The sequence below is a fragment of the Nostocoides japonicum T1-X7 genome (genome assembly GCF_001046855.1).
Classification (GTDB): domain Bacteria; phylum Actinomycetota; class Actinomycetes; order Actinomycetales; family Dermatophilaceae; genus Nostocoides; species Nostocoides japonicum.
This window is the reverse complement of record NZ_HF570958.1, coordinates 1,818,265-1,832,496: the sequence shown is the minus strand read 5'-3', so window position 1 is coordinate 1,832,496 and position 14,232 is coordinate 1,818,265. Positions and strand designations below refer to the sequence as shown.

Annotated in this window: 10 protein-coding genes; 4 read left to right on the top strand and 6 right to left on the bottom strand. The window is 71.9% G+C overall.

What is annotated here, in order from left to right; genetic code table 11:
* The 4 genes from BN12_RS08210 to glgA form a co-directional block, all read right to left on the bottom strand.
* A partial coding sequence (locus BN12_RS08210; RefSeq protein WP_083454503.1) for an SPFH domain-containing protein occupies window positions 1–1,067 on the bottom strand: 1,067 nt, incomplete at its 3' end.
* Between the two features lie 96 nt (window positions 1,068–1,163).
* Window positions 1,164–1,637, bottom strand: a complete 474-nt coding sequence (locus BN12_RS08205) for an NfeD family protein (RefSeq protein WP_048551581.1) — start codon at window positions 1,635–1,637, stop codon at window positions 1,164–1,166.
* Between the two features lie 92 nt (window positions 1,638–1,729).
* A complete protein-coding gene (locus BN12_RS08200; RefSeq protein WP_048551579.1) occupies window positions 1,730–2,518 on the bottom strand; it encodes an ABC transporter ATP-binding protein in 789 nt (262 codons plus the stop codon).
* A 25-nt stretch (window positions 2,519–2,543) separates the two neighbouring features.
* On the bottom strand, window positions 2,544–3,740 hold the full coding sequence (gene glgA, locus BN12_RS08195) for a glycogen synthase (protein WP_048556134.1): 1,197 nt from the start codon (window positions 3,738–3,740) through the stop codon (window positions 2,544–2,546).
* Between the two features lie 65 nt (window positions 3,741–3,805).
* Here glgA and glgC point away from each other — a divergent pair, with 65 nt between their 5' ends.
* Together glgC and serB are read left to right on the top strand one after the other, a co-directional pair.
* Window positions 3,806–5,065 carry a glucose-1-phosphate adenylyltransferase gene (gene glgC / locus BN12_RS08190; protein ID WP_048551578.1) on the top strand — a complete coding sequence of 420 codons (1,260 nt, stop codon included), beginning with the start codon at window positions 3,806–3,808 and terminating at the stop codon, window positions 5,063–5,065.
* A gap of 11 nt (window positions 5,066–5,076) precedes the next feature.
* Window positions 5,077–6,300: a phosphoserine phosphatase SerB gene (gene serB / locus BN12_RS08185; protein WP_048556133.1), complete on the top strand. Its 1,224-nt coding sequence runs from the start codon at window positions 5,077–5,079 to the stop codon at window positions 6,298–6,300.
* Window positions 6,301–6,418: 118 nt separating this feature from the next.
* Here serB and BN12_RS08180 read toward each other — a convergent pair whose 3' ends face one another.
* Window positions 6,419–8,401, bottom strand: coding sequence for a S53 family peptidase (locus BN12_RS08180; protein ID WP_200901173.1), 1,983 nt, complete (start codon window positions 8,399–8,401; stop codon window positions 6,419–6,421).
* A gap of 263 nt (window positions 8,402–8,664) precedes the next feature.
* Here BN12_RS08180 and BN12_RS08175 point away from each other — a divergent pair, with 263 nt between their 5' ends.
* Both BN12_RS08175 and cphA read left to right on the top strand, forming a co-directional pair.
* Window positions 8,665–9,525 (top strand): cyanophycinase, encoded by an 861-nt coding sequence (locus BN12_RS08175; protein ID WP_048551574.1) that lies wholly within the window; start codon window positions 8,665–8,667, stop codon window positions 9,523–9,525.
* Between the two features lie 25 nt (window positions 9,526–9,550).
* The gene (gene cphA / locus BN12_RS08170; RefSeq protein ID WP_048551573.1) at window positions 9,551–12,382 is read left to right on the top strand and encodes a cyanophycin synthetase; all 2,832 of its coding nucleotides are present in this window, start codon (window positions 9,551–9,553) and stop codon (window positions 12,380–12,382) included.
* Window positions 12,383–12,445: 63 nt separating this feature from the next.
* On the opposite strand, the gene BN12_RS08165 is transcribed toward cphA, so the two are convergent.
* Window positions 12,446–14,232: tetratricopeptide repeat protein (locus BN12_RS08165; RefSeq protein WP_053079981.1), on the bottom strand; the 1,787-nt coding region annotated here is incomplete at its 5' end.

The following is a 14,232-nucleotide window of genomic DNA, read 5'->3' as shown; positions in this document are numbered from 1 at the left end:
ACCGTCGACGGCAGCGGCGGCTGGACCTGCGGACCCGGCTCGCCGTGGCTCACCGCCTCCTGGGTCGCGAGGCCGGCCTGGCCGCGGGCCTCTTCGAGCGCCTGTCGCGGGTCCTCGAGGACCGTCTCGTCGAAGGCGGTCGGCAGGGGTGCGTCGTCGCCCTCCTTCCACGCGTCGTCGTCCCCGTCGCCCGGGGCGGGCTGCGTCTGACCGAGGGCGCTACCGATGCCGCGCAGCGCGTCGGTCAGCTCGCTCGGGATGATCCACATCTTGTTCGAGTCGCCGCGGGCGATCTGCGGAAGGACCTGGAGGTACTGGTAGGCGAGCAGCTTCTGCGTCGGCTTGCCGCGGTGGATCGCGTCGAAGACCTGCTGGATCGCCCGCGCCTGGCCCTGGGCCTCGAGGATCCGGGCCTGCGCCGAGCCTTCGGCCCGCAGGATCTGGCTCTGCTTCTCACCCTCGGCGGTGAGGATGCTCGACTGCTTGACGCCCTCGGCGTTGAGGATGAGCGCTCGCCGATCGCGCTCGGCCTTCATCTGCTTCTCCATCGACTCCTGCACCGACATCGGCGGGTCGATGGCCTTCAGCTCGACCCGGCTCACCCGGATCCCCCACTTGCCGGTCGCCTCGTCGAGGACACCACGCAGCTGCCCGTTGATCTGGTCGCGGCTGGTGAGGGTCTGCTCGAGGTCGAGGGAGCCGATGACGTTGCGGAGCGTCGTCACGGTCAGCTGCTCGATGCCCTGGATGAAGTTGGCGATCTCGTAGACGGCCGACTTCGCCTCGATGACGACGTAGTAGATGACGGTGTCGATGTTGACGACGAGGTTGTCGGACGTGATGACCGGCTGCGGCGGGAAGGAGACGACCTGCTCCCGGAGGTCGATGTTGGCGCGCACCTTGTCGATGAAGGGGACGAGGAAGTGCAGCCCCGGGTCGAGCGTGCGCTGGTAGCGTCCGAGCCGCTCGATGATGACCGCCGTCTGCTGCGGGACGATCCGCACCGTCCGGAAGATGACGACGATGCCGAAGAGGATGAGGGCGAGAAGAACGATGAGGACGACCATGTGACTCCTACTCTCCGTGGCCCCGGACGATCCGCCCGGGGTCGTTCTCGTATGCGACGACGGCAGGAGTGCGGTTCACGCCCACCTGTCGCGCGGTCAGGTCTCGGCCGGGCTGGCGGGTGTCGATGCACGCGTGACGATGGCGGTGGCTCCTTCGATGGCGATGACGCGGACCTCCTGGCCCGGCTGGCAGGCCGGCTCTCCGCTCGTCAGACGCGCGCTCCACGTCTCACCGGCGAGCTTGACCCGGCCGTCGTACTCGGTGACCGTCTGGACGACCCGGGCGGCACGGCCGACGAGCGCCGGCGACCCGATCGCCAGGTGCGTCTCGGTGTCCATGAACCGGCGTCGCACGAGCGGCCTGACGACGAACACGAGGGCCGTCGCGATGACGACGAACACGACGACCTGGAGCCAGACGGGCGCGCCGACCGCGGCCGCCACCATGGCGCCGAGGGCGCCGCCGGACAGCATGATGAAGGTGAAGTCGACGGTGGCCGTCTCGATCGCGGCGAGCACGAGCGCAAGCCCCAGCCATGCCAGCCACGGGTTCTGACCGATCCACTCCATGAGGCGACCTCCTCCGGTCTCGTCGCATCGGGCGGGATGACTGGACACCCGTCATCGGTTGGACGAACGCGCGCCGTGCGAGGTTCCCCCGGCTATCCCCTCCGTGCCCTCGCAGCGTATCTGCCGTCGCGTCGCTCCAGCTCGAGCGGCAGGCCGAAGGTCTCCGACAGCGTGTCCGCGGTGAGCGCGAGCTCGAGGGGGCCCTGGGCGACGACCCGGCCCTCCCGCAGGAGGAGCGCGTCGGTGAACCCGACGGGGATCTCCTCGACGTGGTGGGTGACGAGGACGATCGCCGGGGCGTCGACGTCGAGGGCGAGGTCGCCGAGGCGGCGGACGAGATCCTCCCGGCCCCCGAGATCGAGCCCCGCGGCCGGCTCGTCGAGGAGCATGAGCTCGGGGTCGGTCATCAGCGCGCGGGCGATCTGGACCCGCTTGCGCTCCCCCTCGGAGAGCGTGCCGAAGGTGCGGTCCGCGAGGTGGGCGATGCCCAGGGCGTCGAGGAGGTCGACGGCCCGCTGCCGGTCCATCGTGTCGTAGGCCTCGCGCCACCGGCCGACGACGCCGTAGGACGCGGTGACGACGACGTCGCCGACCCGCTCGCCGGGCGGCACGCGCTCGGCGAGCGCCGCCGAGGCGAGGCCGATCCGCGGACGCAGCTCGAAGACGTCGACGGCCCCCAGCACCTCACCGAGGATCCCCGCGACGCCCGAGGACGGGTGCATCCGCCCCGCAGCGATCTGGAGCAGGGTCGTCTTGCCGGCGCCGTTGGGCCCGAGGACGACCCATCGCTGGCCCTCCTCGACCTCCCAGTCGACGGCGTCCAGGAGCGTCGCCCGCCCCCTGACGACGGAGACCTCCGCGAAGGCCAGGACGTCGCTCATGGACGCGACCCTATGCGACGGGCGCTCAGGCCCCGGAGAGCACCCGCCGGTAGACCTCCATCGTCCGGTCGCCGATCGTCGCCCAGGAGAACGACTCGATGGCGCGACGACGCCCCGCGAGGCCCATCGCGCGGGCCCGCTCGGGGTCCGAGACCGCGTCGTTGAGGGCGGCCGCGAGGTCGGCGACGAACCGGTCGGGGTCGATCGGCGTGCCCGATCCGTCCTGGACCTGCTCGATCGGCACGAGCCAGCCGGTCTCCCCCGGGACGACGACCTCGGGTATGCCGCCGGTCGCCGTCGCGACGACCGGCAGCTCGCAGGCCATCGCCTCGAGGTTGACGATCCCGAGCGGCTCGTAGACCGACGGGCAGGCGAAGACGGTGGACGCGGTGAGGAGGGCCTGGACCTCCTGCCGGGGCAGCATCTCGGGGATCCAGACGACGCCGTCGCGGGACTCCCGCAGCTCGGCGAGCAGCCCCTCGACCTCGGCCTTGATCTCCGGCGTGTCCGGGGCGCCGGCGCACAGGACGAGCTGGGCGGCCGGGTCCAGCTCGCGGGCGGCGCGCATGAGGTGGGGCAGACCCTTCTGCCGGGTGATCCGGCCGACGAAGGTGACGGCTGGGCGGTCGGGGTCCATCCCGAGCCGGCGACACGTGTCCGGGTCGTCGAGCGGCTGCCAGAGCTCCGAGTCGATGCCGTTGTGGACGACGTGGACCTGCTCGGGATCGACGGAGGGATAGCTGCGGAGGATGTCCTCCCGCATACCGGCGCTCACGGCGATGACGGCGGAGGCGGCCTCGTAGGCCGTGCGCTCGATCCACGAGGAGAGCCGGTAGCCGCCGCCGAGCTGCTCGGCCTTCCACGGCCGCATCGGCTCGAGGCTGTGCGCGCTGACGATGTGCGGCGCGCCCTGGAGGATCGACCCCACGTGGCCGGCGAAGTTGGCATACCAGGTATGCGAGTGGAGCAGGTCGGCCCCGCCGGTGTCGGCGGCGATCGTCAGGTCGACGCCCATCGTCGACACGACGGCGTTGGCGCCGGCCAGCTCGGGCAGGTCGGGGTACCCCGTCGTCCCCTCCTCCTCGCGCGGCGGACCGAAGGCGCGGACCCGGACGTCGACGTCGCCGCGGGCCCGGAGCGCCCGGACCAGCTCGTTGACGTGGACACCGGCGCCGCCGTAGATGGTCGGGGGGTACTCCTTGGTCAGGACGTCGACACGCATGTCGGAGAACATATCGGTGGACACCCACTCGCCGCGAGGCCCGGATCTCTTCTAGGGTTCACGCTATGGCGAGACGTCAAGGCAGTGGCGGACCGAGAGTGCTGGCGATCGTCCTCGCGGGCGGTGAGGGCAAGCGGCTCATGCCGCTCACGCGAGACCGGGCCAAGCCGGCCGTCCCCTTCGGGGGCATCTACCGGCTCATCGACTTCGCGCTGAGCAACGTCGTCAACTCCGGGTACCTCAAGATCGTCGTCCTCACGCAGTACAAGTCCCACAGCCTCGACCGGCACATCTCCAAGACGTGGCGGATGTCGACGATGCTCGGCAACTACGTCGCCCCGATCCCGGCCCAGCAGCGGGTCGGCAAGTCGTGGTATCTCGGCAGTGCCGACGCGATCTACCAGAGCCTCAACACGATCCGCGACGAGAAGCCCGACATCGTCATCGTCGTCGGCGCCGACCACGTGTACCGGATGGACTTCTCCCAGATGGTGCAGCAGCACATCGACACGGGATCCGGCGCGACGGTCGCCGCCATCCGCCAGCCCATCTCGCTCGCCGACCAGTTCGGCGTCATCGAGGTCGACGAGGCCGACCCGCGCCGGATCGCGGCGTTCCGCGAGAAGCCGACGGACCCGGTCGGCCTGCCCCACTCGCCCGGCGAGGTCCTCGCGTCGATGGGCAACTACGTCTTCGACAGCGACGTGCTCGTCGACGCGGTCACCAAGGACCACGACGCCGAGGGCAGCAAGCACGACATGGGCGGTGACATCATCCCGGCCTTCGTCGCCGAGGGCAGCGCCCACGTCTACGACTTCGCCGACAACGACGTGCCGGGGTCGACCGACCGCGACCGCGGCTACTGGCGCGACGTGGGGACGATGGACTCCTACTACGACGCCCACATGGACCTCATCTCGATCCACCCGGTCTTCAACCTCTACAACTACGAGTGGCCCATCTACACCGACTACGGGCCGCTCCCCCCGGCCAAGTTCGTCCACGGTGTGGCGGGCCGCTTCGGCGAGGCCCTCAACAGCAGCGTCGCACCGGGCGTCGTCATCTCCGGCGCCCGGATCGAGGGATCGGTCATCAGCCCGTCGGTCCACGTCCACAGCTACGCGACGGTCGACGACAGCGTCCTGCTCGACGGCGTCCGCGTCCATCGCAACGCCCGGGTCAAGCGGGCGATCCTCGACAAGAACGTCATCGTCCCCGAGGGCGCCCAGATCGGCTACGACATCGAGCACGACCGGGCCCGCGGCTTCTCCGTCACCGACTCCGGCATCACCGTCGTCGGCAAGGAGCAGGAGGTCACCCTCTAGCGTTGACCCCCGTGAGCGAGCCGCCCGAGACCCTCCTGGTCACCGTCAACGGCAACGACCGCCCCGGGGTGAGCAGCGCGCTGTTCGACGCCGTCGAGCCGTTCGGGGTCGATGTCGTCGACATCGAGCAGGTCGTCGTGCGCGGACACCTCACGCTCGCCCTCCTCCTCACCGGGTGGACCGACCGCGACGGGCTGCGCGCGGCCGTCCATGCCGCGGGGCGGCGACTCGACCTGCAGGTCGCGACGCAGTGGGGACACGGCGACAACGCGGAGCGCCGCTCCGGCCGGGCCGCCGTCGTCGTCATCGGCGCACCGCTCGCGTCGCGCCACGTCGCCGCGGTGACGGCCGCCGTCGCCGGTGAGGGTGCGAACATCGACCGGATCCGCCGGCTGGCGCGCTATCCCGTGACGACGGTCGAGCTCGACGTGTCGGGCGCGGACGTCTCGGCGCTGCGCGCGCGGCTCGCCACCGTCGCCACCGAGCACCGCGTCGACGTCGCCGTCGCACCCGGGGGCCTGGACCGCCGGGGACGCCGGCTCGTCGTCATGGACGTCGACTCCACCCTGATCCAGGACGAGGTCATCGAGCTCATCGCGCGGCACGCGGGCACCGAGGCCGAGGTCGCCGCCGTCACCGAGCGCGCGATGCGCGGCGAGCTCGACTTCGAGGAGAGCCTCCGTGCCCGGGTCGCCACCCTCGCGGGGACGCCGGCTGCGGTGCTCGAGGAGGTGCGCGAGCAGGTGCGGCTCACCCCCGGGGCACGGACCCTCGTCCGGACGCTCCACCGGCTCGGGATGACCGTCGCCCTCGTCTCCGGCGGCTTCGTCGAGGTCGTCGAGCCGCTCGCCGCCGACCTCGGCATCCGGCACGTCCGCGCCAACCGGCTCGAGGTGTCCGGCGGGGTCCTCACCGGCCGCGTGCTCGGGGCCGTCGTCGACCGGGCGGCCAAGGCCTCCGCGCTCCGCGAGTTCGCCGCTGCCGAGGGGCTCCCGCTGGCCCGCACCGTCGCCGTGGGCGACGGCGCCAACGACCTCGACATGCTCGCGGCCGCCGGACTCGGCGTCGCCTTCAACGCCAAGCCGCTCGTCCGCCAGCAGGCCGACACCGCCGTCAACGTGCCGCACCTCGACGCCGTCCTCTTCCTCCTCGGGATCTCCCGGGAGGAGGTCGAGGATGCCGACGCCGCGGACGGCACCCCGACGCCCGCTCCCCCGGTGCCGCTGCGGGGCTGACCGTCCCGGCGAGGCGACACACCGCGACGAGCCGAGGCGTCGCATACCCGACGACGGGGCGGAGCCCCGGCCGCCACGAGGCGACCGGGGCTCCGCATGCCACCCGCGAGGTCCGCGGTCAGCGTCGCGCGAGGGCGGCGATGGCCGAGAAGAACGCCGAGCCGGCCGGCGTGCCGACGCCCGTCTCGTCGTCGTAGCCCTTCGTCGAGTGGATCGTGCTGCTCTGGACGTCGATCGTCTGCAGCTGGAAGGTCCGGCCCGCGGACGCGTCGAGACCGTTGGCGTAGTTGGTCCGCACCTGCGTCACCGGCTTCTTCGGGGCCACGATGTCGTGGACGGCCGAGGTCCGGTTCAGCGCGTAGTAGAGCGGGTTGACGAACCCGAGGGACTGGTGCGCCTTCTGGTCGGCCACGGCGAGGACACCCGCCATGAGCGGCGAGGAGAGACTCGTGCCACCGATGCGGTACTGGTCCCAGTACGTGCCGTCGGGGAAGACCTGCGTCTCACCGACGAGCATGCCGGTGTTCGGGTCGCCCGGCATCGAGATGTCGGGGATGGTCCGCATCGGCGTCGAGCCCCAGTACTTGCTGATCTTCGCCGGGACGACGCCCCGCTGGTAGAAGGGCTGCCCGAACAGGACACTCGTCCCGCCGCCACCGCCGGAGCTGTACGTGCCGGGAGGGGCCGGCGTCCAGGCACCCTTGACGAGAGCGGAGTAGGCGTTCTGCCAGCCGTACTCACCGAGCCACTGCCCCTTGTTGCCGATGAGGACGCTCGTCCCGCCCACGCCGGTGACGTAGGGCACGTCGGAGGGGAAGCTGACGGTCTTGGCGGAGGGGTTCGTCCCGCCCTGCGTGTAGTCGCCGGCGTCGGCGGTGGAGAAGTTCACGGTGATCCCCGTGAGCGCCGCCTCGAGCGAGAACTGCAGGTAGTAGTCGACGTACGCCTGGCCGAGGAGGTTCACGTCGTCCGTGCCGTCGCCCCAGGAGTTCGTCACGATGTCCGCGACGTGGTCGTCGATCGTCCGGGCCCACGCGAGGTCGAGGCCGGAGACGCAGTTCTTGCCGCCGACGTAGACGACGTTGGCTCCGGGCGCCATGTTGTGGACGGCCTCGACGTCGAGGGTCTCCTCGCCGTACCAGCCCTGCGGGTCGCACAGTCCCTGGTAGGTGTAGGAGTTCGGCTTCGGCAGGATCTGGCGGAACTGTCCCGACGCGAAGGTCGGCTGGCCGTGCACCCGGCTGTAGGTCTGGGCGTCGTGGAGGATCGTCGGCGCGGCATACGCGTCGGTGATGGCGACGGTCACGCCGCGCCCGTCGATGCCCTGCTTGAGCAGGCCGGTCTCACCGTAGGCCGCCTGGAGCTGCTGGGGCCCGTAGCCGCACACCGCATACGGGGCGACCTTCCCGTATGCCTTGGGCTTGGTCGTCGCCTGCTTCTGGCCGAAGTAGGTCGAACAGGGTGGGACGCCGTACCGGGCTCCCGGCGGTGGACCGGGGAGCTTCTTCGCGGGCTTCTTGAGGATGCTGCCCTGGTCGAGCCCGATGACGCCGGCGACCGAGGAGACGACCTGGGCCGGCGTGTCCGACGGCAGGGAGAGCGTCGAGGTGTTGGTGCTGACGACCTGGCCCTTGTACCGGTAGTTCGCGAGGGAGGTGCCGAACACCTTGGCGACCTGGGCCGCCGTGCCGTTGACCTCGATGGCCATGCCGCTGCGCAGGGTCGAGGCCACCGTGAGGCCGCTCGAGCCGAGCCACGACCGCACCGCGGCGACATCCGAGGCGCGCGGCGCGAACCGCGCGTCGAACTGGGCATTGGTGAGCCACTTCCCGTAGCTCGCGCTCCCGGGCGTGGACAGGGTCTGGACGAGTGACTCGGCACCGGCCTGGTCGCGCATCCCGAGGAGGACGACGAAGTCGAGGTCCGTCGACCCGGCCACCGATCCGGCCGGCGTCGCCTTGCCGAGCCACTTCGGGGCGCTGTCGGCGAGGGCGTGTCTGGGGGTCGAGGCCCCCGCGGAGTCCGCTGTCGCGACGGCGGTGACCGCCGCGACGGCGGTGACCGCCCCGACGGCGGCTGCGGTGAAACGGCGTTGGAGCATACTGACGACCTCCATATCGACATCGGCCACGTCGAAGGCCCGACGCCCCCGCCGACGACCGCTCTTCGCACGATAGACAGGAAGATCACAGCTTGAACACATGCTCCGGCGAAGAATCTTGCTGGGAGTTTGCTGAAGATCCTGGGAGAACCCTGAATGTCGCTCCCGGTCGGGCCGCTCGGTGGGGGTCATCGGCGTATCCGACGGGCTCCGTCGGCGTCGTCCGTCAAGCCGCTCCGGGGTCCCGGCCCTAGGATTCCGGGATGGCGTCCAGCACCGCGGCCCGGCTCCCGACGCTCCTGATCATCGGCGGGGCCGAGGACCGCGTCGGGCGCGCCGCCCTCCTGCGCCGGTTCGTCCGGCGGGCCGGGGGGCGCAGGGCCCGTATCGTCATCATCCCGACCGCCTCGGGCTACCAGGACGAGGTCGTCGCGGCATACCGCGAGGTCTTCACCCGGCTCGGTGTCTCCCACCTCCGCGTCGTCAATCCCGCGAGCCGAGAGGCGGCCGGCGATCCCGAGCTCGTCGCCCACCTCGACGACGCGACCGGTGTCTTCATGACCGGCGGCAGCCAGCTGCGACTGAGCCAGTTCCTGCCGGCCACGCCGGCCGGGGACGCCATCCATCGGGCCCACGCGCGGGGTGCCGTCATCGGCGGCACCTCCGCGGGCGCCTCGATCATGAGCGAGTTCATGATCAGCCTCGGGGAGGAGGGGCTCACGCCGCGGCAGCGGACCTCCCAGCTGAGCCATGGCCTCGGCCTGCTCAAGGGGGTCGTCATCGACCAGCACTTCGCGCAGCGCACCCGCTACGGTCGGCTCATGTCGGTCGTCGCCGTGTCCCCGAACCTCATCGGCATCGGCATCGACGAGGACACGGCGATCGAGGTCGAGGGCGGCGAGCGCTTCACGGTCCACGGCAGCGGGGGCGTCTTCGTCCTCGACTGCCGCGACGCCGTGACCGACGCGCCCGAGGCCCGCCGCGGCGCGCCGCTCCTCGTCTCCGGCGCCGTGGTCCACCAGCTGCCCGCCGGCGCGACCTTCGACCTGCGGACCACGACGCTCGACGGCTTCACGGAGCGACATCCGGACACGCTCGTCAGCACCGAGACGACCAAGGCCTGACCCACCCCACCCCGCAGGAGCCACGATGGCGAGCGAGCGTCCCACCCCGACCGGTCCCCCGGCACCCGACCTCCGGATCGTCGAGTCGCGGGTCTACCGCGGCGGCAACATCTGGTCCTACCAGCCGGCCATCCACCTCGTCGTCGACCTCGGCGTCCTCGAGGGGTACCCCACCGACACCCTCGAGGGGTTCACCGAGGGCCTCCTCGCCGCGCTGCCCGGGCTGGAGAACCACACGTGCTCGACGGGCATGAAGGGCGGGTTCGTCCAGCGGATGCTCGACGGGACGTGGCTCGGGCACGTCGCCGAGCACGTCGCGCTCCAGCTCCAGCAGGAGGCCGGGCACGACCAGCGCCGCGGCAAGACCCGGATGGTCAAGGGCTCTCCGGGTCTCTACAACGTCATCTACGGCTACAGCGACGAGAACGTCGGCCTCGCCGCCGGCCGGCTCGCCGTCCGGCTCGTCAACCACCTCGTCCAGCCCGAGGAGGGGTTCGACGTCGCCGAGGAGCTCGACCTCTTCCTCCGCCGGGCCCAGCGGCTCGCGTTCGGCCCGTCGACGGCCGCCATCCTCGAGGAGGCGGTGAGCCGCGACATCCCCTACATCCGGCTCAACTCCGGGTCCCTCGTCCAGCTCGGCCAGGGTGTCCACGCGCAGCGCATCCGGGCGACGATGACGAGCCGGACCGGCGCCCTCGCCGTCGACATCGCGGGCGACAAGGACCTCACGACGCGCCTGCTCGCCTCCGCCGGGCTCCCCGTGCCGAAGCAGGAGACGGTGCGCACGGCCGACGGCGCCGCCGCGGCCGCTCGCCGGATCGGCTACCCGTGCGTCGTCAAGCCGCTCGACGGGAACCACGGACGCGGCGTCTGCCTCGACCTGCAGTCCGAGGAGGAGGTGCGGGAGTCCTTCGTCGTCGCCGAGGACGAGTCCCGGCGCGGCTACGTCGTCGTGGAGTCCTACATCACCGGACGGGACTACCGCTGCCTCATCGTCGGCGGCCGGATGCAGGCGATCGCCGAGCGGGTCCCGGCCCACGTGACCGGCGACGGGGAGCACACCGTCGCCGAGCTCGTCGAGCTGACGAACGCGGACCCGCGCCGAGGGGTCGGCCACGAGAAGGTCCTCACGAAGATCACCGTCGATGACGCCGCCATCGCCCTCGTCAAGGAGCAGGGGTATGCGATGGACGAGTTCCCGCTCCACGGCGAGATGGTGAAGCTCGCGATGACCGGCAACATGTCGACCGGGGGCATCTCCATCGACCGGACGTTCGAGGCGCACCCGGACAACGTCGAGATCGCCGAGGAGGCGGCCCGGATGGTCGGTCTCGACGTGGCCGGCATCGACTTCATCTGCCCCGACATCGCCCAGCCCGTCCGGGAGACGGGCGGCGCCATCTGCGAGGTCAACGCGGCACCGGGGTTCCGGATGCACACGCATCCCACGGTGGGCGAGCCGCAGTTCATCGCCAAGCCGGTCGTCGACCTCCTCTTCCCCCCGGGCGCGCCGTCGCGGGTGCCGATCATCGCGGTGACCGGGACGAACGGCAAGACGACGACCTCGCGGATGATCGCCCACATCGTCAAGGGCACCGGCAGGAAGGTCGGCATGACCTCGACCGACGGCATCGTCATCGACGAGCGGCTCGTCGTCAAGGCCGACGCGTCCGGGCCGAGGAGCGCCCGGATGGTCCTGCAGAACCCCCGCGTCGAGTTCGCCGTCATGGAGGTCGCTCGGGGCGGCATCCTCCGCGAGGGCCTCGGCTACGACCGCAACGACGTCGCCGTCGTGACGAACGTCGCGCCGGACCACCTCGGGATGCGGGGCATCGACACCGTCGAGCAGCTCGCCGAGGTCAAGGCCGTCGTCGTCGAGGCGGTCCCGCGGGACGGGTCCGCCGTCCTCAACGCCGACGACCCCCTCGTCCGCAAGATGCGGCGGCGCTGCTCCGGCAGTGTCGTGTGGTTCTCGCTCGAGCCGGCCGGCACCCGCATCCGCGACTTCATCGAGGACCACTGTCGCCGTGGTGGCCGGGCCGTCGTCCTCGACTCGACGGACAAGGGCGACATGATCGTCATCCGTCACGGCCGGCGGTCGATGCAGCTCGCGTGGACGCACCTGCTGCCGGCGACCTTCGGCGGGACGGCGATGTTCAACGTCGCCAACGCGATGGCCGCCGCCGGAGCGGCCTTCGCGTCCGGCGCCGGACTCCACGAGATCCGGCAGGGGCTGCGGACGTTCACCACCTCCTACTACCTGTCCCCCGGACGGATGAACCAGATCAACGTCCACAACGTCGACGTCTTCGTCGACTACGCGCACAACGCGGCGGGGCTGCAGGTCCTCGGCGAGTTCGTCGACCGGTATGCCGCGTCGAAGGCCGGCACGACCGACCTCGGCAGGATCTCCCGGATCGGGATGGTCGCCACCGCGGGCGACCGTCGCGACGAGGACCTCGTCGAGCTCGGGGCCGTCGCGGCGCGGTTCTTCGACGTCGTCGTCGTCCGCGAGGACGAGCGGCTGCGCGGGCGCCGGCCGGGCGAGGCCGCGGCGCTCATCGAGTCGGGGGCCCGGGCCGAGATGGCCAAGGAGGGCACCCGGTGCCGTCAGGTCGAGGAGGTCCTGCGGGAGGACGACGCCGTCCGCCACTGCATGGCCCGCGCGAACCCCGGCGACATCGTCGTCCTGTGCGTCGACTCCCACGCCCGCGTCTTCGCCGAGCTCGAGGCGATGACGCATACCGCCCAGGCGGGGACGCACTCCGACCTCGTCGGCGACCCCGACCTCGACCCGGCGGCGCTCCAGCAGGAGGCCCAGGCGACCGGCGACGAGGCGGCCGCCGAGCTCACCTGAACGCCGCACCCCGCCACGCCGCTCGGCGGCGCACCACCTCATGCCGCGTTGGGGGTGTGGGACCTAGGAGGTGAGGTCCTTCCCGTATGCCGTGAGGGAGCGCCGATAGCGGGCGACGTCCGGGTCGGTGCTCGTCGCCGCGACGGTCCCGATGAGCACCGAGAGGGCCTCGTCCGATCGCCCCGCGTCGTGGAGGGCGAGCGCCCGGAAGGCGGCGATGCCGAGCGAGTCGGGATGCTCGGCCGCCACGTCGTCGAGGAGCCGGACCGCCTCCTCGACGCGGCCGAGGTTGCGCAGGCTCGAGGCGAGCTGGACGACGGCGCGGTGCCGGTAGGGCTCGCGCAGACCACCGGCGAGGGCCTCCCGGTAGAGGGGTACCGCCTCGTCGGGACGTCCCGCGGAGTCGAGGGTCCCGCCGTGCTCGTAGGCGATACGCGGGTCGCCGGCGTGCTCGGCGTGGAGGGCGGCGGCGGTCGCGATGCGGCGCTCGGGGTCCTCGTCCTGCCACAGGGCCGCGATCGCCGCCTCCGCCTCGTGCTCGCCTCGGGCGGCGACCACCTTGCGGCGGATCGTCGCGGCGCTGTCCGGGGTGGCGCCGGCCGACGCCAGCCAGGCGTAGATGTCCTCGCGCTCGGCGTGGCACATGACGGCCACGACGTCGCCGTCGGACGCCGCGGCGACGAGAGCCTCCAGCGCCGACAGCTCCGTCGGGAAGGACTCGATGTCGGCGACCCCGGCGCGCGCCAACCCGATCCGCAGCTGCTCCTCGAGACCCCCCATCGTCCGACCCCGCAGGTAGTGCGCCTTGTGGGCGGCGACGACCTGGTCGACCCGGCGGCCGGCGATCTCCCCGAGGGACTGGAGGATCTCGTCGGTCCGGTCGCCCGCCGAACCGAGCCCGAGCCGCACCGACGATCCTGCGGGACGCAGCCCGTCGCATACGTCGAGGAGCGCCTCGAGCCCCGCCTCGTTGTGGGCGAGGTCGACGACGACCGTGCACGACCCGCCGTGGCCCGCGGGCGCGGTGTAGAGGTTCATCCGGCCGGGGTTGAGCGTGGCGTCGGGCTGGAAGGTGCGCAGGCCCTCGACGACCGACGCGCGGGGCAGCCCGACGGCGAGGGCCGCGGCCGCGGCCGCGAGGGCGTTCGCCGTGTTGTGCGCGGAGAGCCCGGACAGCGTCATCGGGACGTCGACGACGGGCACGAGCCGGTCGGGGTCGGCGCCCGGAGCGAGGACCGCGAGGTCGCCGTCGAGGACGGTGATCCCTCGGCCGCCCGCCGAGAGGGCCTCGCGGAGGGCGGGTGAGGCGGGGTCGAGGCTGAACGCCCAGGGCCTGGCCCGGACGGCCGTCCGCATGGCCCAGACGCGCGGGTCGTCGCCGTTGAGGACGGTCCACCCGCCGGACCGGGTGGCACGGGTGACGATCGCCTTGACCTCGGCGAGCTGGTCGAGGGTGTCGACGCCGCGGAGGCCGAGGTGGTCCGGCGACACGTTCGTCACGACGGACACGTCGTTGTGACTGACCCCCATGCCCTTGAGGAGCATGCCGCCGCGCGCGGTCTCGAGGATGCCGATCTCCACCCCGGGCGCCTCGAGGACGCCCCGTGCCCCGGCGGGCCCGCTGTAGTCGCCCGGCTCGACGACCTCGCCCTGGACGACGATCCCGTCGGTCGACGACCAGGCCGTGCGCTTGCCGGCGGTCATCGCGATGTGGGCGAGCAGTCGGGTCGTCGTCGTCTTGCCGTTCGTCCCCGTCACCGAGACGACGGGTATGCGGGGGGTCAGGAGCCGCGCCGGCTCGCCGGGGGGCGCGGCCCGGATCGCGGCTCCCGCCTGTTCGACGACCTCCG

Bases quoted from the DNA above. Each gene is read 5' to 3' on its own strand.
- cphA (WP_048551573.1), top strand. From the start codon at position 9,551: ATGGCGAGCGAGCGTCCCACCCCGACCGGTCCCCCGGCACCCGACCTC.
- BN12_RS08175 (WP_048551574.1), top strand. From the start codon at position 8,665: ATGGCGTCCAGCACCGCGGCCCGGCTCCCGACGCTCCTGATCATCGGC.
- glgC (WP_048551578.1), top strand. From the start codon at position 3,806: ATGGCGAGACGTCAAGGCAGTGGCGGACCGAGAGTGCTGGCGATCGTC.
- glgA (WP_048556134.1), bottom strand. From the start codon at position 3,740: ATGCGTGTCGACGTCCTGACCAAGGAGTACCCCCCGACCATCTACGGC.
- BN12_RS08180 (WP_200901173.1), bottom strand. From the start codon at position 8,401: ATGCTCCAACGCCGTTTCACCGCAGCCGCCGTCGGGGCGGTCACCGCC.
- BN12_RS08200 (WP_048551579.1), bottom strand. From the start codon at position 2,518: ATGAGCGACGTCCTGGCCTTCGCGGAGGTCTCCGTCGTCAGGGGGCGG.
- BN12_RS08205 (WP_048551581.1), bottom strand. From the start codon at position 1,637: ATGGAGTGGATCGGTCAGAACCCGTGGCTGGCATGGCTGGGGCTTGCG.